18 protein-coding genes are annotated in these 17,013 nt (G+C 71.1%); 7 read left to right on the plus strand and 11 right to left on the minus strand.

Features of this window, described 5'->3' with window-relative positions:
• Position 1: 1 nt before the first annotated feature.
• From ASE01_RS14095 to ASE01_RS14105, 3 genes are read right to left on the minus strand one after another with little or no spacing between them, the layout of a single operon-like run.
• Positions 2 to 415 (minus strand): barstar family protein, encoded by a 414-nt coding sequence (locus ASE01_RS14095; RefSeq protein ID WP_056753048.1) that lies wholly within the window; start codon positions 413 to 415, stop codon positions 2 to 4.
• The gene (locus tag ASE01_RS14100) at positions 412 to 909 is read right to left on the minus strand and encodes a ribonuclease domain-containing protein (RefSeq protein WP_082606146.1); all 498 of its coding nucleotides are present in this window, start codon (positions 907 to 909) and stop codon (positions 412 to 414) included. The genes ASE01_RS14095 and ASE01_RS14100 overlap by 4 nt, the downstream gene beginning before the upstream one ends.
• Before the next feature lie 25 nt (positions 910 to 934).
• A complete protein-coding gene (locus tag ASE01_RS14105) occupies positions 935 to 1,315 on the minus strand; it encodes an Rv2175c family DNA-binding protein (RefSeq protein ID WP_056753057.1) in 381 nt (126 codons plus the stop codon).
• A gap of 135 nt (positions 1,316 to 1,450) precedes the next feature.
• Here ASE01_RS14105 and pknB point away from each other — a divergent pair, with 135 nt between their 5' ends.
• From pknB to ASE01_RS14125, 4 genes are all read left to right on the plus strand, one after another.
• Positions 1,451 to 3,523, plus strand: a complete 2,073-nt coding sequence (gene pknB, locus ASE01_RS14110) for a Stk1 family PASTA domain-containing Ser/Thr kinase (protein ID WP_235536017.1) — start codon at positions 1,451 to 1,453, stop codon at positions 3,521 to 3,523.
• Positions 3,513 to 4,430, plus strand: a complete 918-nt coding sequence (locus tag ASE01_RS14115) for a DMT family transporter (RefSeq protein ID WP_056753063.1) — start codon at positions 3,513 to 3,515, stop codon at positions 4,428 to 4,430. The genes pknB and ASE01_RS14115 overlap by 11 nt, the downstream gene beginning before the upstream one ends.
• A gap of 68 nt (positions 4,431 to 4,498) precedes the next feature.
• Positions 4,499 to 4,981, plus strand: coding sequence for an SRPBCC family protein (locus ASE01_RS14120; RefSeq protein WP_056753066.1), 483 nt, complete (start codon positions 4,499 to 4,501; stop codon positions 4,979 to 4,981).
• 81 nt (positions 4,982 to 5,062) lie between these two features.
• Positions 5,063 to 6,091: an NADase-type glycan-binding domain-containing protein gene (locus ASE01_RS14125; protein WP_157537357.1), complete on the plus strand. Its 1,029-nt coding sequence runs from the start codon at positions 5,063 to 5,065 to the stop codon at positions 6,089 to 6,091.
• 18 nt (positions 6,092 to 6,109) lie between these two features.
• Here ASE01_RS14125 and ASE01_RS14130 read toward each other — a convergent pair whose 3' ends face one another.
• From ASE01_RS14130 to ASE01_RS14145, 4 genes are all read right to left on the minus strand, one after another.
• On the minus strand, positions 6,110 to 7,141 hold the full coding sequence (locus ASE01_RS14130; RefSeq protein WP_321164126.1) for a GntG family PLP-dependent aldolase: 1,032 nt from the start codon (positions 7,139 to 7,141) through the stop codon (positions 6,110 to 6,112).
• Positions 7,138 to 8,475: a class II 3-deoxy-7-phosphoheptulonate synthase gene (locus ASE01_RS14135; RefSeq protein WP_056753079.1), complete on the minus strand. Its 1,338-nt coding sequence runs from the start codon at positions 8,473 to 8,475 to the stop codon at positions 7,138 to 7,140. The genes ASE01_RS14130 and ASE01_RS14135 overlap by 4 nt, the downstream gene beginning before the upstream one ends.
• A 64-nt stretch (positions 8,476 to 8,539) precedes the next feature.
• Positions 8,540 to 10,054, minus strand: coding sequence for an APC family permease (locus ASE01_RS14140; RefSeq protein ID WP_056753081.1), 1,515 nt, complete (start codon positions 10,052 to 10,054; stop codon positions 8,540 to 8,542).
• Between the two features lie 43 nt (positions 10,055 to 10,097).
• Positions 10,098 to 10,730 carry a hypothetical protein gene (locus ASE01_RS14145; RefSeq protein WP_235536020.1) on the minus strand — a complete coding sequence of 211 codons (633 nt, stop codon included), beginning with the start codon at positions 10,728 to 10,730 and terminating at the stop codon, positions 10,098 to 10,100.
• 76 nt (positions 10,731 to 10,806) lie between these two features.
• Between ASE01_RS14145 and ASE01_RS14150 the strand changes: the two genes are divergently transcribed.
• Positions 10,807 to 11,619, plus strand: a complete 813-nt coding sequence (locus ASE01_RS14150) for an endonuclease/exonuclease/phosphatase family protein (RefSeq protein ID WP_056753084.1) — start codon at positions 10,807 to 10,809, stop codon at positions 11,617 to 11,619.
• On the opposite strand, the gene ASE01_RS14155 is transcribed toward ASE01_RS14150, so the two are convergent.
• On the minus strand, positions 11,576 to 12,604 hold the full coding sequence (locus ASE01_RS14155) for a 6-phosphofructokinase (RefSeq protein ID WP_056753088.1): 1,029 nt from the start codon (positions 12,602 to 12,604) through the stop codon (positions 11,576 to 11,578). The genes ASE01_RS14150 and ASE01_RS14155 overlap by 44 nt on opposite strands.
• A 45-nt stretch (positions 12,605 to 12,649) precedes the next feature.
• On the opposite strand from ASE01_RS14155, the gene ASE01_RS14160 reads away from it, so the two are divergent.
• Positions 12,650 to 13,468, plus strand: a complete 819-nt coding sequence (locus ASE01_RS14160; RefSeq protein ID WP_056753092.1) for a DUF1028 domain-containing protein — start codon at positions 12,650 to 12,652, stop codon at positions 13,466 to 13,468.
• 3 nt (positions 13,469 to 13,471) lie between these two features.
• Here ASE01_RS14160 and ASE01_RS14165 read toward each other — a convergent pair whose 3' ends face one another.
• Positions 13,472 to 14,374 (minus strand): hypothetical protein, encoded by a 903-nt coding sequence (locus ASE01_RS14165; protein WP_056753095.1) that lies wholly within the window; start codon positions 14,372 to 14,374, stop codon positions 13,472 to 13,474.
• A 28-nt stretch (positions 14,375 to 14,402) separates the two neighbouring features.
• Positions 14,403 to 15,023: a TetR/AcrR family transcriptional regulator gene (locus ASE01_RS14170; protein ID WP_082606057.1), complete on the minus strand. Its 621-nt coding sequence runs from the start codon at positions 15,021 to 15,023 to the stop codon at positions 14,403 to 14,405.
• A gap of 69 nt (positions 15,024 to 15,092) precedes the next feature.
• Between ASE01_RS14170 and ASE01_RS14175 the strand changes: the two genes are divergently transcribed.
• A complete protein-coding gene (locus ASE01_RS14175) occupies positions 15,093 to 16,334 on the plus strand; it encodes an oxygenase MpaB family protein (RefSeq protein WP_056753105.1) in 1,242 nt (413 codons plus the stop codon).
• 18 nt (positions 16,335 to 16,352) lie between these two features.
• Here the strand turns inward: ASE01_RS14175 and ASE01_RS14180 are convergent, their stop codons facing one another.
• On the minus strand, positions 16,353 to 17,003 hold the full coding sequence (locus ASE01_RS14180; protein WP_056753109.1) for a response regulator: 651 nt from the start codon (positions 17,001 to 17,003) through the stop codon (positions 16,353 to 16,355).
• Between the last annotated feature and the right edge of the window lie 10 nt (positions 17,004 to 17,013).

The raw sequence follows: 17,013 nt of genomic DNA on the forward strand, positions 1-17,013 counted from the left end.
CTCATTCCAGCAGTGGAGCGACCTCGTCGGGTCCGGCTCCGCGCAGCAGGACCTCGATGACGGGGTCGACCGGACCACGCTCGGCGAGGACCCGACTCACCCGGTCGAAATCGGCGGGCCGCGCACGCGCGAAGCCCGACCAGGCCTCCCACAACAGCACCGTGGGACCGGGAAGGTCGCGCAGGCAGTCGTGGAGGGCGTCGAGGTTCGCTCCGTAGTGCGGGGGGAAGTCCAGTGCGGCGCCGATGGCCCGCAGCACCTCGGAACGACTCTCGAGAGCGGCGCCGTCGACGTGGCCGAAGGTCCAGCCCGCCTGCTCGACCGCGTGGCGAACGGCAGCGACGTCGAGGGCGGACTCCCAGCGATGGATGCCCGGCGTGTGCCGTCCGGCGAGGACCGCCGCCAGTCCGCTCATCGGATCCTCTCGAAGGACTCGTAGTGGTCCTCGGTCCAGTAGAGCTCGCCGCCGTCGCCGGCGATGATCCTGCGCGCACCGCGGTGCGACAGGCCGGGCGTCTCCACGGTGTACTCGGCGTAGTAGCCCCGCTGCCGGTCCGGCAGCACGCCCTCGAAGTTGCCGAAGGTGGAGCCGTCCTTGCCCGGGTAGGGGTACGGGCCGCCGTCCTCGATGAGCTCGACGGTCTGCACCGCCTCCGGCGGGAGGTCGGCCAACGAGACCCAGGCGATGCCGTCGTCGTCGGCCCTCGGTGTCGCGGCCGAGGACGGCGACGGAGTGCGGGAGGGCCGGGCCGACGGAGTGGGGTCGTCGACCCCGGGCGTTGCGGACGGCGCCGCGTCGTCGCGACCACGCGGCTCGTTCCCGTCGTCGGCGCTCTGGATCCACCACACCGCGAGCAGCACGGCGAGGGTGGCGATCGTCGAGACGACCTGCCGGGTACGCCTGCTCATCGTCGGCACGGGCGCGCCGTCCTGCTCAGAACGCCAGCGCCTGGGCCCGGCGCTTGACCTCGGAGCCGCGGTTCTCCCGCAGCGCGTCGATCGGGCGACCCGGGAGATCGGCGTCGAGGAAGATCCACGCGATGCACTCGCGGTCGTCGTACCCGTTGTCGTGCATCATCGTGAGCAGTCCGGGCAGCCCCTTGACGGGCTCGCCGTTCACGAGGAACAAGGCCGGTACGCCCTGACGTACGCCATGGCCGGCCTCTCCCGGAACGGCTGCAGCCAGCTGGTGCTCGCGCACCATCGTGCGCACCTTGGCCGGGGTCACGCCGATCAGCTCGGCTGCCTGTTCCCAGTCGAGCCAGTCCTCGACGAGGGCGGCCAGGTCCTGGTCGGCGAGTCGCAGTTCACTCATGACCCCATCTTCCACGAAAAGCCCGACACGGATCACACCGGCGTGGCCACCGGTCCTGTGAGGTCCCTCGCCGTACGATGGCTCCTCCGGTCACTTCCCCGGCCGGTCCGGATGAAAATGCACAGGAGGGTCGCTGTGCACGATGACCAGCGCGCACGCGGCGACAACGCTGCGCGCAGTGGCGACCCCGCACGGCCGCCCAACCGGACCGAGGACCACCAGTCGGGGCGCCTGCTCGACGGCCGCTACCGGATCGGTCCCCGCATCGCGCGTGGCGGCATGGCCAGCGTCTACGAGGCGCTCGACACCCGGCTCGACCGGACGGTCGCGGTCAAGATCATGCATCCGGGGCTCGGCGATGCGACCTCGCACGACGACGACTCCTTCGCGCGGCGTTTCGTGCGCGAGGCGCGGTCCGCAGCGCGGCTGTCCCACCCGAATGTCGTCGCGGTCTACGACCAGGGACGCGACGACACCGGTGATGGCACCATCTACCTCGTCATGGAGCTCATCTCCGGACACACGCTGCGCGACACGATCACCAAGGAAGCGCCGATGTCGCCCGAGCGGGCGCTCGCGATCCTCGACCCGGTCCTCTCCGCACTCGCTGCCGCCCACCGCGCGGGCCTGATCCACCGCGACGTCAAGCCGGAGAACGTCCTGATCGCCGACGACGGCCGGATCAAGGTCGCCGACTTCGGCCTCGCCAAGGCCGTCAGCGCCGAGACCCAGCACACCGCGACCAACGGCGTGCTGATCGGCACGGTCTCCTACCTCGCGCCCGAGCTGGTCGTCGAGCAGCGGGCCGACGCACGCGCCGACGTGTACGCCGCCGGCGTGATCCTCTTCGAGCTGCTGACCGGCACCAAGCCGCACACCGGCGAGACCCCGATCGCCGTCGCCTACCGCCACGTGCACCACGACGTCCCCGCGCCCTCGACCCTCGCGCCCGCTCTCCCGGCGTACGTCGACGCCCTGGTCGCCCGCGCGACCACGCGCGACCCCAGCCTGCGTCCCTCCGACGCGACCGTCCTGCTGCGCCACGTGCGTCGCGTCGTCCAGGCCCTGCACGACGGGGTGCGCGACGATCCCGAGCTCGTCGCCGATCTCCTCCCGAGCACCCGCCGGATCGAGGACCAGGACGCCGACGACGGTGTCGACCCCGACACCACGCCGGAGCCGGTGAGCTCGCTCGCCACGGCGGTGACGCCGCGCGACGAGCCGACGTCGATCATCCGGAGCGCCACGCCTCCGCCGCCGCGCAAGCCAGCCCGTCCCGTGCCCGTCCAGCAGGGCCCTGCGCCCACCCGGCGCAGCCGACGCGGACTGGTGCTCGGCCTGGTCATCGTCCTGCTCCTCGCCGGCCTCGGCGCCGGCGGCTACTGGTTCGGGTGGGGGCGCTACACCTCCACCCCGAGCGTCGTCGGCCTCGAGCTCGCTGCCGCCGAGACCAGGCTCGACGACGCCGGGCTGGGCACCACGGTCGAGGAGGTCTTCTCCGACAGCGTCGCACCCGGTGAGGTCGTCACCACCGATCCCCGCCCGGGCGAAAGGATCCTTCCCGGCGACGACGTCGAGCTGACCGTGTCCCTCGGTCCCGAGGTCTACGACGTGCCGGACCTCGCCGGCCTGACCGTCGAGGAGGCCGAAGCCCGTCTCGACGAGGTCAAGATGGTCCTCGGCCGCCAGATCGCGCGCTTCTCCGAGACCGTCGACAAGGGCCGGGTCATCGGCAGCCAGCCCGCGTTCGACAGCCCGGAGTCCAAGGCCCTGCCGATCGACACGGCCGTGTCGCTCCTGGTCAGCAAGGGCCGCCAGCCGATCAAGATCTCGGACTGGACGGACAAGAATGCCGAGTCGATCGAGAAGGCGCTGGAGAAGAAGGGCCTCCAGGTCAAGATCACCGACACCGAGTTCAGCGACGAGGTGGCGAAGGGCCGGATCATCAGCCAGAGCCCCACGTCCGGCGTCCTCTACAAGGGCGACACCCTCGAGCTCGTCGTGTCCAAGGGGCCCGAGCTCGTGACCATCCCCTCGATCCGTTACGACTCGACCGACGAGGCCGTCGAGAAGCTCAAGGACCTCGGCTTCAAGGTCAAGAAGGAACGCGCCACCATCTACCTCAGCGGCCAGGTCGCCTGGGACACCGACCCCAAGCCCGGCAGCCGCATCAAGAAGGGCAGCACGGTCATCCTCTATGTCGTCTGACCAGCACCACGACGGACGTCGTACGGCCCTGCTGGCCACCGTCGCGCTGCTGGCCATGACCGCCTGCTGGGGCTCGACGTTCTTCCTCATCAAGGACCTGCTGGACCGGGTCCCGACGGCCGACTTCCTGGCCGTCCGGTTCCTGGTGGCCGGTGCCGCGATGGTGCTCGTCGCGCCGCGCGCGATCGCGCGCCTCTCCCCCGAGGTCCGCCGTCGCGCAGTCCTGCTCGGAGGCCTGTACGGCGTCGCGCAGATCCTCCAGACCGCCGGCCTGGCGCACACGCCGGCCAGCGTGTCCGGCTTCATCACCGGCCTCTACGTCATGGCGACGCCGCTGTTCGCGGCCGTCCTGCTGCGCACCCGGATCTCCGGGCTCACCTGGGCGGCGGTGGCCCTGGCCACCGCCGGGCTCGGCGTGCTGACCCTCGACGGGCTCTCGATCGGCTACGGCGAGGCGATCACCCTCGTCGCGGCGCTCCTCTACGCGGCGCACATCGTGGGCCTCGGTGCATGGTCGACGCCTGCCGACGCACTCGGCATGTCGATCCTGCAGGTCCTGGTGATCGCGGCGATCTGCCTGGTGGCGGCGCTGGTCTCCGGCGCGCCCGGCATCGTGCTCCCGGAGCGCGGCGGGGACTGGGTCTCCCTCGTCTACATGGCCCTCGTCGCAGGCGCGGCGGCAATGCTGGCCCAGACCTGGGCGCAGTCCCATCTGCCTCCGACCCGCAGCGCGATCATCATGAGCATGGAGCCGGTGTTCGCGACCTTCTTCGCCGTCCTTCTCGGCGGTGAGTCCCTCACCGGGCGGATGCTGGTCGGCGGTGCGATGGTGCTGGCGGCCATGGTCGTGGTCGAGGCGCTGCCCCGACGCAAGATCGAGGCCGAGGTGACCCACCTGGTGGTGTGAGCCTCTGGCGTTCCGGGCTGCGCAGGCGCACCATGGAGGTCTTGGGGGAACCCGATCCAGGAGGCACCATGGCCGGTCACATCATCCATGTCCACGCCACCATCCCCGCTCCGGCAGAGCAGGTCTGGGACGTCATCACCGATGTCGCTCACGCGGACGCCGTGCTGCGCAGCGTCAAGGAGTGCGAGCTCCTCACCGAGGGCGAGTACGACGTCGGCACCCGCTGGAGCGAGCGCCGCACGCTCTTCGGGCACCACGGCGCCGAGCAGCTCCACGTCGTCGAGTCCGATCCGCCGCTGCGCACCGTCGTGGAGGCCGAGGTGGGCGACGACGTCATCCGCACGGCCTACCGGCTGACGCCGGCCGGACCGGATCGCACCAGCACCCGCCTGGCCATGACCACGACCGTGGAGATGATCCAGCGCTCCCCGGTGTCGCGGGCGATGTGGGCCATGTTCGGCGGCTTCAGCTTCGACCAGTCGCGCAAGGTCCTCGAGCACGACCTGGCCGACATCGAGACGGAGGCCTGCCGCCGCGCGATGACCGGCTGAGCACCCCAGGCGCCCGTGTGCGCATCCGAAGGTCCGCAGAACCACGTCCCAGCGGCGAGGTCGCGGTAGCGTGTGCCCGCGATGACCTCCCCGACGTACTGCACCAGCTGCGGGCACGACCTCGGGATCGGCCGGTTCTGCACCAACTGTGGCAGGCCGGTTCCCGGCCGACACCCCGAGGCCACCCCGGCTTCGACCCTGCCCGCGGCCCCCGTGGTGCCGCCGCCGAGCGGGCAGCTGCCGCCAGCGGCGCGCTATCCGCTGTTCGCCGACGCACCGCCCACGGTCATGGCACCCGGCCCCGGCGCACCTCCCCCCTCCGCACCTCCGCAGCACGCACCTCCGCCCTCGCCCCCCATGGCCCCGTCGTCGCGCTCGTCCGCATCGGCTCCGGACCGCCGCCCGGTGTGGATCCCGTGGCTGGTCGCACTGGTGCTGCTCGCACTCATCGGCGGCGTCGGTGGCGTCCTGCTCCTCGGCGGCGACGACAGCGACGGCGACCAGGCCTCCGACGAGCGCGGATCCAGCCAGTCGACCGACTCCACCCGGCCCAGCGACGACGGTTCCAGTGACCAGCCCGACCAGCCGGACAGCACCGGGACCGGCGCCCCGGCCCAGGAGCCCGACCCGGACGACGTCGTCGACCTCACCTCGAGCGTCACCGCCGAGGTCCCGGCGATCGCACCCCCGAGTCGCGACACCCGGAACCGGCCGGTCCGGTTCCGTCCGGCGAACATGTGGGACGACAAGCCGCGCACGGCCTGGCGGATGCCCGGCGACGGCACCGGCCAGACGCTGACGTTCGCGTTCGACGAGGACGTCGTGATCACCGAGGTCGGGATGATCAACGGCTACGCGAAGATCGACGGACCCACCAACTGGTACACCTCCAACCGCCGGATCCGCACCGTGCAGTGGGAGTTCGACGACGGCACCCGCGTCACCCAGGACCTCGACGACCAGCAGGTCATCCAGATGATCGACCTGGGCCCGGTCGAGACGCGCAGCGTGACGGTGCACCTGCTCGGCGTCTCCGCACCGGCCAAGGGTGCCGACGGCCGGGACTTCACCGCGATCAGCGAGATCCGCTTCCTCGGCGCGCCGCGCTGACCCCGGAGGGCGTGTCCCTCAGGCGTCCTGGGACGCGACGAGCTCGCCCAGGACCCGGGCGGCAGCCGCTGCCTGCTCCGGCGTCACGTCGAGGTGGGTGACCAGACGGACGGTCCGCGCACCGACGGCGCCGATGAGTACGCCGGCCTCCCGGGCCCGTGCGACCAGCGCAGGGGCATCGGCACAGTCGAACGCGACGATGTTGGTGTCCACGACAGCGGGATCCAGACCGACTGCCTCCGCGAGCAGGCGCGCGTTCGCGTGATCCTCGGCCAGCCGGTCGACGTGGTGGTCGAGGGCGTACAGGCCCGCGGCAGCGAGGACGCCGACCTGGCGCATGCCGCCGCCGAGGCGCTTGCGCCGGACCCGTGCCTCGAGGACCGCCTCACGGCCGCCGACGAGCAGCGAGCCGGCGGGGGCACCGAGTCCCTTGGACAGGCACACCGCCAGGACATCGGCCACGGCGCCGTACGACGCCAGTGGCACGCCGGTCGCGACGTGGGCGTTCCAGATCCGGGCTCCGTCGAGGTGGACGGCGACCTGTCGTTCGTCGGCGAACGCCCGCAGGGCCTGGAGGTCGGCGAGCGGGAGCACGGCACCGCCCGCGAAGTTGTGCGTGTTCTCGGCCGAGATCGCAGCGGTGCGCACGAAGTACATGCCCAGGTCGGGCGCGAACAGGTCGTCGAGCGCGGTGAGGTCGATCTGGCCGCGCGGGTGGGACCACGTGCGCATCGTCAGTCCGGACACGGCGCCGTGCGCACCGAGCTCGGCGCGGGCGATGTGCGCACGCGCCTCGCACAGGACCTCCTGGCCGGGCGAGACGACGGACGCGACCGCGAGCACGTTGGCCATCGACCCCGTCGGCGTGAACAGCGCGGCCTCGTGCCCGAACATCGCCGCGACCCGCTCCTCGAGCGCGATCACACTGGGGTCCTCGCCGTACACGTCGTCGCCGACCTCGGCCGCAGCCATCGCAGCACGCATGGGCTGCGTCGGCCGGGTGACCGTGTCGGAGCGGAGGTCGATCACCGAGGATCCCCCTGCGCTCACTTGAGGCGAATGTTCTCGGCGACCTGGAAGGCGAGCTCGAGCGACTGCACCCGGTTGAGGCGCGGGTCGACCAGCGACTCGTAGCGGCGGGTCAGGCCCTCCTCGTCGAGCTCCTCGCCACCACCGATGATCTCCGTGACGTCGTCGCCGGTGTTCTCGACCAGGATGCCGGCCGGAACGGTGCCCAGCGCGCGGTGCACCTCGAAGAAGCCGAGGACCTCGTCGAGGACGTCCTCGAAGCGGCGCGTCTTGTAGCCGTTGGAGGCCTCGAAGGTGTTGCCGTGCATCGCGTCGCACACCCAGGCCACGTCGGCGCCCTCGGCGGTGACCTTCTCGACCAGCGCCGGGAGGCCATCGCGGATCTTGCCCGCGCCGAAGCGGGTGATGAAGGTCAACCGGCCGGGCTCGTTGGTCGGGTTGAGCTTCGCGGCGAGCGCCAGTGCCTCGTCGGCCGTCGCGGTCGGACCGAGCTTGCAGCCGATCGGGTTGCTGATGTGGCTGAAGTACTCGACATGGGCACCGTCGAGCTGGCGGGTGCGCTCGCCGATCCAGACCATGTGGCCCGAGACGTTGTACGGCTTCTCGGTGCGCGAGTCGATCCGCGTCATCGCGTGCTCGTACTCCATCAGGAGTGCCTCGTGCGAGGAGTAGAAGTCGACGCGGTGGAACTCGTCGGGGTCGGCACCGATCGCCTGCATGAAGGACAGTGCGCGGTCGATCTCGGCCGCCATCGCCTCGTAGTGCTGGCCGACGGGCGAGTTGCGGACGAACTCGGAGTTCCAGGTGTGCACCTGCCGCAGGTCGGCGTAGCCACCGGTCGTGAAGGCCCGCACGAGGTTCAGCGTGGAGGCCGAGGCGTGGTAGACGTCCAGCAGGCGCTGGGGGTCGGGGCGACGGGACTCGGGGGTGAAGTCGAAGCCGTTGACGGCGTCGCCGCGGTAGGCCGGGAGGGTCACGCCGTCGCGGGTCTCGGAGTCCGAGGAGCGCGGCTTGGCGTACTGGCCCGCGAGACGGCCGACCTTGACCACCGGCACGGAGGCCGCGTAGGTCAGCACGACGGCCATCTGCAGCAGGACCTGCAGCTTGTTGCGGGTGTTGTCGGCCGTGGCGTCGACGAAGGTCTCCGCGCAGTCACCACCCTGGAGCAGGAACGCCTCGCCGCGGCTCGCGGCCGCGATCTTGGCCTTCAGCTCGTCGCACTCGCCCGCAAAGACCAGCGGAGGAAGCGTGCGCAGTCGCGCGACGGCCGCAGCGAGAGCCGCGGGGTCGTCGTACGACGGCTGCTGCTTCGCGCCGATGGCGTGCAACTGCTCGAGGGACGGGAGTGTGCTCACCCCTCAAGCGTACGGCGCGCCGCCCACGGTCACCGACTCGGCGCTGACCCGTGGACGGCGTCACTCAGCGGTGCGGCTGCCTGGGGTCGTCCAACGGGTCGTCGTCCATGTGCTCGATGTCGGCGAAGTAGCCGCCCTTCGGCTTGTAGAACACCCGCGTGACGGCCCACAGCACAATGCCCAGGAGCAACATGAAGCCCGCGATGACGTACTGGATCCGGTCGGGCGCGAGCCGTGCCCACGGTCCGAGCAGGTAGAGGCAGAACGCCGCGCCGAGCACCGGCACCGCCGTCGGTGCCTTGAAGTGGCCGCTGTCGGGGTCGCGGCGCAGGACCAGGCAGCAGACGTTGACGATCGCGAAGACCGCGAGGAGCAGCAGTCCTGTCGTGCCCGACAGGGCACTGACGACGGTGACCTCCGTGCCCTCGTCGGCGTCGCCGAGCTTGGCGTCGCGCAGTCCCACCACGGCGACGATCAGCGCCATCGCCAGCACGGTCGTGAACGCGATCGCGGCCCAGGGGGTGCGACGCCCCGGGAGCACCTTGCCGAGGGCCGGCGGCAACACGCCCTGGCGAGCCAGGCCGTAGAGCAGGCGACTGGCCATCAGCATGTTGATCAGGGCGGTGTTGGCCACGGCGAAGACGGTCAGGAACGGGAACACGTCGTCGATGGGCAGGTCAGGCGCGCCGATCTTGACGACGTCGATGAGGATGCCGGCCTCGGCATTGGTCGGCGTGCCGATGTCGCCGGCGGGGATCACGATCACCACCGAGATGGCCACGAGCATGTAGATGAGGACCGCGATCCCGAGCCCGGTGAGCATCATCTTCGGGAAGATCCGCTCGGGTTCCTTGGTCTCCTCGACCATGTTGACCGAGTCCTCGAAGCCCACCATCGAGAAGAAGGCGATCGCCGTCGCGATCGTCACCGCCATGAACAGGCCCTTGTCGCTCGGGCTCTCGAACACCGTGATCCGGTCGAAGTCGCCGTCGCCCTTGGCCATCACCGAGAAGCCGATCGCGATCACGATGGCGAGGGCGAGCATCTCGACCATGGTCAGGACGACGTTGAACTTCACGCTCTCACCGACGCCGCGCAGGTTCACGGCGGCCAGCAGGAGCATGAAGGCCAGGGCGACGAACAGTGCCCACCCGGGCGTCGTCGGCACCCCCGACCAGATCTCGTCGAGGCCGATCAGCAGGTTGTTGGCGAGCAGGTTGGCCGAGGTCGCCGCGCTGGTGATGCCCGAGCAGATGACGGTGAACGCGACGAGGAAGGTCACGAAGTGCACGCCGAAGGCCTTGTGGGCGTACAAGGCCGCGCCGGCGGCCTGGGGGTACTTCGTCACCAGCTCGAGGTAGGAGTACGCCGTCAGCGTCGCGACCGCGAACGCGACGAGGAACGGCAGCCACGCGACGCCACCGACCTGGCCGGCCAGGCGCCCGGTGACCGCGTAGACACCGGCTCCGAGGATGTCGCCGACGATGAACAGGAGCAGCAGCCCTGGCCCGAGCACCCGCTTCAGGTCTGGCTGGTCGTGCGCGTCCGTGGTGTCGGCGCCGGTGGTGTCGCTGGTCATGGGGCTCCATCCCTTCCCGAGGCGGAAGTCATTCCTGCCGGACTCACCCTTGCGCAGTGAGCCGCGGAACGGAAGCACCTTCCCCGCGCGGCGGTACGACGTGCAGTGCGCGGAGGAGTCCGAGGAAGGCCTGCGCGAACGGATTGTCCGCAGTGAGGGTCTCGACGACCGACCAGTCGACCTGCTCCCGGACCGCCCGCGCCACCGGGATCACCCGGGTGAAGTCACAGGCGTGCTCCTCCATCGCGGACAGCTTGTCCCCCATGAGCACGGTCGCGGACAGGACCGCCATCGAGACCGACTCGACCTCCATGACCTCGGCGTCCTCGAACCGGCCGCGCCCGATCGGCTCGCCCTTGACCCGGAAGATCACGTCGACCATGGCGCCCTCGATGAAGACCTTGAACAGCCAGTCCTCGGGAGGCTGTACGACGACGAGGTCGCGTGCCGCGAGCAGGTCACGCGCACGCGCGGCGTCCTCCTCGGCCACCATGAAGTCGACGTCGTGGTCGGGCTCCGGACCTCCCCGTGCCCACAGTCCGTAGCTGCCGGCGAGGGCATGGTCCACCTCGCCCTCCTTCAGGACCACCGCCACGAGCTTGAGCGCCTCCCGCAGCAGGTTGGGTCCCACCGGCACCGGCCGTGGCTCACACCCGTCGGCTTCGTCGTACGTCATCGTCGATCACCTCGGGACCGATGTACCCGTGCTCCGGGCCGATATGCGACGACGCCGATCGGGTACCCCCACAGGGATGAGAGTCGTCACCTTCAACATCCTCAACGGTCGCACGCCGCACGACCACGTGGTCGACGTGCAGGTGCTGGCGGACGCCGTCCGCGACCTCGACGCCGACGTCCTCGCGTTGCAGGAGGTCGACCGCAGCCAGGAACGCTCTGGTCTGGCCGACCTCACCGCGGTGGCCGCCGAGGCGATGGGAGCCCGCGCCCACCGTTTCGTCGCGGCGCTGGCCGGGAGCCCCGGTGCCACCTGGACGGCAGCGACGGGTGAGGAGCAGCCCGATGACGCTGCCTACGGGATCGCGTTGCTCAGCAGGGTTCCGGTCACCGGGTGGGAGGTGGTGCGACTCCCGGCACTGCGCGCCCCGGTCCCGATGCGCTTCGCAGGCCAGCTGCGGCCCAACCTGGTGCGCGACGAGCCGCGGGTGGCCGTCGCGGCCCTTCTCGAGACGTCCTTCGGCCCGGTCACCGTCGCCACCACCCACCTGTCCTTCGTGAGCTGGTGGAACGGACGCCAGCTCGCCCACCTCGCCAGGGCACTGCGCGGCGCGCGCGGTCCGCTCGTGCTGACCGGCGACCTCAACATGGGTGCCGACCGCGCCAGCCGGATCACCGGTCTCTCGCCGCTGGTTCGCGCGGCGACCTTCCCGGTGGGCGATCCGGTCGAGCAGCTCGACCACGTGCTCGGCGAGCCGGAGATGACCGCCCGGGGGGAGGCCCGCCGGATGGCCCTGTCGGACCACCGGGCGTTGGTGGTCGACCTCGAGCCGGGGTCGGTCGGGCTCAGCCGAAGAAGACCTGCGCCTCGGCGTACTCCTCGGCGCTGACCAGCTTGAGGGCAGCCGTGCCCTCGCTCAACGGGACGCGCACGATGTCGGTGCCCCGCAGCGCGACCATGACGCCGAAGTCCCCGTCGGCGACCGCACCGATCGCCTGCAGCCCGAAGCGGGTGGCGAGCCAGCGGTCGAAGGCCGAGGGAGTGCCGCCGCGCTGGACGTGACCGAGGACGACGGCCCGGGCCTCTGACCCGGTGCGCACCTCGATCTCGTGGGCGAGCCGGTCGCCGATGCCGCCGAGCCGGACGTGACCGAAGGCGTCCTTCTCCCCGCTGGCCAGGGTCATGCCGGTGCCGTCGGCCGGAACAGCGCCCTCGGAGACCACGATGATCGGCGCGTACTCGCTGTGGAAACGGGTCTGGACGTGGGCACACACCGCCTCGATGTCGAAGGGCACCTCGGGGATGAGCACCGCGCTCGCTCCCCCGGCGATGCCGGCGTGCAACGCGATCCAGCCGGCATGACGGCCCATGACCTCGACGACCAGGACGCGGTGGTGGGACTCGGCGGTGGTGTGGAGCCGGTCGATGGCCTCGGTGGCGATGTTGACCGCGGTGTCGAAGCCGAAGGTGAAGTCGGTCCCGGAGAGGTCGTTGTCGATGGTCTTGGGGACGCCGACGACGGCCACCCCGAGGTCGGCGAGCTTCGTCGCGACGCCGAGCGTGTCCTCGCCGCCGATCGCGACGAGCGCCTCGACCCCGGCTGCGGCGAGGTTCTCGCGGATCCGCTCCACGCCGCCGTCGACAGCGAACGGGTTGGTCCGCGACGAGCCCAGGATCGTGCCGCCGCGCGGGAGGATGCCGCGACACTGCTCGATCCCGAGCGGCATCGTGATCCCCTCGAGCGGCCCCCGCCACCCGTCGCGGAAGCCGACGAAGTCGAAGCCGTGCTCGTTGACCCCCTTGCGGACCACGGCCCGGATCACCGCATTGAGTCCCGGGCAGTCGCCCCCACCGGTCAGTACACCGACGCGCATGACTCCAACGTACGCGCTCGCCGGCGGACTCCTAGGCTGACGACCATGACCTTCTCGATCGTTGCCCGGTCCGCCGACGGTGAGTCGTGGGGCGTCGCCGTCGCCTCGAAGTTCCTCGCTGTCGGTTCTGCCGTCCCCGCGGCGGTCGCCGGCGTGGGTGCCCTGGCCACCCAGGCGGACGCGAACGTCGCCTACAAGGGCCTGGCCCTGTCGCACCTCGACGAGGGCGCGACGGCACCCATCGCACTCGAGCGACTGCTGGAGGAGGACCCCGGCCACGCGCACCGCCAGGTCGGGATCGTCGACCTCGACGGCACTGCGGCCTCGCACACGGGCGCAGAGTGCATCCCGTGGGCCGGCGGACGGACCGGGGCCGGGTACGCCGTCCAGGGCAACTGCCTCACCGGGCCCGAGGTCCTCGAGGCGATGGAGCAGGCCTGGGCCGACAGCACCCCCGAGGCGCCGCTCCAGGACCGGCTGATCGCCGCCCTGGCCGCGGGTGATGCGGCCGGTGGCGATCGCCGCGGCCGCCAGTCGGCGGCGATCCTCGTGGTCCGTGACGAGGCGGGCTACGGCGGGCTGGACGACGTCGCGGTCGACCTGCGCGTCGACGACCACGCGACCCCGATCGAGGAGATGGTGCGGTTGCTCGACCTGCACGAGCTCTACCTCACCGCCTCGACCGACGAAGAGAAGATCACCGTCGACGACGCGCTCCGCAACGAGCTGGAGACCTTCGCCGCAGGTGCCGGGCACCGCGACTTCCATTCCTGGGTCGGCACCGAGAACTACGAGATGCGGGTGGCGCCGGACCTGTCGTGGATCGACCAGCGGATCCTCGACGTCGTGCGCGGGGACGCCTGAGGCTCAGCGCTGGCCGCGATCGAGGCGGTCGACGGCCGCCTGCGCACCATCGCGCGCGGCGGTGGCCGTGCGCAGCTCTGCGCCGGCGCCGTCCCTGACCTCCTCGGCCTCGGCGAGCTCCTCCTCCAGCCCGTCCGACTCCTCCTCCAGGTCCGAGAGCCGGCGCCGGAGCTCGTCGATCTCCGCCTCGAGCTGAAGGGAGCGCGCCTGCAGCCGCTCCACCTCGCCGCTCGCCTCGTCGAAGGCGGACTGCGCCTCCTCGTGCTCGCCCGTCGCCTCCGCGAGGCGCTCCTCGGCAGCGGCGCGTGCCTTGGCGGCCCGGTCGGGATCCGGCACCACGTGCAGGTCCGGAGGACCCGGCACCGGAGCGGCCCGTGGTGTCGCGTTGAACCCGAGCGCATCGGGCAGGGCCACGGCCGCCGCCAGGTCGGCATCGTCCATCGGCTCGACGCCGGTCGTGCTCAGGGCCGCCACCAGCAGGCCGCTGCGCAGGGCGCGGCCGCACCCCTCGTCGACCATGGCCGCCGTGAGGGTGGCCTCGACCTGCTCGGCGACGGACTCGGTCACCCGCAGCCCCTCCTCGCCGGCGAGGCGGCGTGCCTGGGTGGTGACGGCCGCCGTGACCTGGCGCCGCTGCCGGGTCAACGCCCGCAACTCCCCCGCCGACATCGCCTGCTGTGCCTCGCGCAGGGCTGCTCCGACGCTCAGCACCTGGTCGACCTGACCGGCCTCCCGTCGTACGAGCAGGTTGAGGACCCAGGCCGACGTGCTGGGTTTGCGCAACGCCTTGACGGCTGCCGCGAGCGGCGTGCCCTTCAGCTCCTTGACGCGCGCGTCGCGGGCCGGAGTGAACTCCGGCAGCGTGAGGGCGTAGAGCTCGTCGGCGATCTCCAGCAGGTCGGCCACGAGGCCGAGTCTGTCAGGCCGGACCCGCTCAGGCCGGTCCGGGCAGCTCGTGGAAGGCCGCGGCGATCATCGTGACCGTCAGGTCGACCAGCTGGTCGCGCCCCACCGCCACAGGACGACCCAGAGCGATGCGCAGGCACGTCGAGACCAGCACACCCATCAGCATGAAGACCACGCCCTCCAGCTGCTCCGGAGGCAGGTCCGGGCGGTGCCGGCGAGGCAGGATCGACGCGAGCCGGTGCAGGTCGGCCTCGATCTCGGGCAGGACGTTGGCGTTGTTGCCGGCAGGCAGCTGGCTGACCATCGCCAGGATGACGCCGCGGTGCCGCTCGAACCCGTCGACGAGCGTGGTCACGACCAGCCGCAACGCATCGTCGAGGTCGAGCTCGAGTGCGTCGACGACACTGACCATGAGGTCGTCGCTGATGGAGCGGACCGCCTCCTCGCGCAGCACCATCAGGAGCTCCTGGCGGTCGTTGAAGTAGCGGTAGAAGGTGCCACTGCTGACGTGGGCCTGCTGGATCACGGCGGTGGTGGTGAGCCGCTCGATTCCCTGCTGGTCGAGGATCCGCACCGCGGTGTCGAGCAGGATCCGTCGGGTCTGCACCGCCCGGTCCTGCCGGGGCAGTGCGCGTTGTCGCTGGGCCACGGCAGCTCCTCGAGGTCGCCCGGTGAAAAGTGAATGGAAGGTGAGAGTTCCTCACTTTATCGTCGTCGCATGGTGACCGAGCAGCTGCCCGACAATCACAGCGCGGACGTCGTCGCGCCGATCCCCTCCAGCCTGCGTCGGGTGGAGGAGGCGCGAGGGCGCTACGGGTCCTTCACCGACGACTACCTCGCCGCGATGTGGGTCGGCGACCCGCTCGCCGATGCGTTCGTGGCCGACTTCCCCGCCCTCGGCCACGGCCGCGCCATGCGCATGCTGCGCACCGCCTGCCAGGAGGGCATCGCCGCCGTCCCGGACGCGCCGACCTCGCTGAGGGCGCTCTTCGCCCAGCTCGACGAGATCCCGGACTGGCTCGACACCACGGCGATCGACCGCGACAGCCAGTACACGTCGCGCTACTCGCTGGCCTCCGGCATCGTGCTCGGCGCGGCCTCCCTGGTCAGCGGTTACGCCAACTCCGCCGCGTCGCGACCCCTCGAGCTGACCGGGCGGTACGTCGAGAACGCCGGCGCGCGGACCATCGAGGTCGGGTCCTGGCTGATCGCCGTCAACAAGCCCGGCGGCCTTGAGCGACACAGCGACGGCTTCGAGCTCACGGTGCGCGTGCGGATCATCCACGCCCTGGTCCGGGCGAGCCTTCTCGAGCGCCCCGACTGGGACACCGACGCCTGGGGTGTCCCGATCTGCCAGGCCTACCTCGGCTACACGCTGGTCGAGTTCACCCTGATCCCGCTGCGCGCGATGCGGCAGGTCGGGGCGCCGTACCTGCCTCACGAGGAGCGGGCTGCCTACGCCCGCTGGCGCTACCTCGGACACCTGCTGGGCATCGACACGGCGCTCCTGCCGCGTGACGCCCTCGAGCAGGAGCGGCTCGAGGAGATCTACCTCCTCACCCGCCCCGTCGTCGACGACTACTGCCGCTCGCTCGTCGCGAGCATCAACCGCGAGTTCCTGGTCCCCGAGATCCAGGGCGTGCTGCCGCGCCGCCTGGCCGGTCAGGCACCTCGGGTCGTCCATGCACTGGAGCGCCTGTTCCTGGGCGACGAGATCGCCGACGAGCTGGAGATCCCGCGGACCCGGCTGACGGCCGTGCTGGCGCGCAGCGGTCCCGTCCTCACCTGGATCAACCACCGCCGCGACCTCCGCACCTCCTCGCTGCCCCGACGCACCCAGAAGGGCAAGGAGTACGAGCAGGAGCAGGAGAGGCGACTGCGCCGCGACTGGGGCGTCGAGCACGACCTGGTCGACACCTCGCCGGGCGGCGGGCGACCGCACCCGGCGCGCGGCGACTGACCGCGGCACCCCGACGGCTCAGTCCTCGGTGTCGAGGCCCTGCTCGATGGCGTAGCGGGTGAGCTCCACCCGGTTGTGCATCTGCAGCTTGCGCAGGGTGTTCTGGACGTGGTTCTGCACGGTGCGGTGCGAGAGCACCAGCCGCTCGGCGATCTGCTTGTAGGACATCCCCTTCGCGACCATCTTCAGGACTTCGGTCTCGCGATCGGTGAGCTGCTCCCCCGGCGGCGTCTCCGGCTGGTTCATCCGCCGGAACTCACCGAGGACCAGGGCTGCCAGACCGGGCGTGAACACGCTGTCGCCGGCTGCCACGCGTCGTACGGCGGCGACGAGCTCCTCGCGCGACGCCGACTTCACCAGGTAGCCCGTCGCACCGGCCTTGACTGCCGCGAGGACGTCGTCCTGCTCGCCGGACGCCGAGAGGATCAGGACCCGGGACGAGGGCTCGCTCGCCAGCACCGTCGCGGTCACCTCGACACCGCTGGGCTCGGGGATCTGCAGGTCGAGGACCACGACCTGCGGCCGGGTCGCCTTGAACCTGTTGATCGCCTCGGTGCCCGTCGAGGCCGCCGCGACGACCTCGAAGCCTGCCGCGACGAGGTCACGCTCGACCGCCTCGCGCCACATCGGGTGGTCGTCGACGACCATCACCCGGATCCGCTCCGTCATGGTCAGGACC

This window comes from Nocardioides sp. Root190, assembly GCF_001428565.1.
In the GTDB taxonomy this organism is placed as follows: Bacteria; Actinomycetota; Actinomycetes; order Propionibacteriales; family Nocardioidaceae; genus Nocardioides.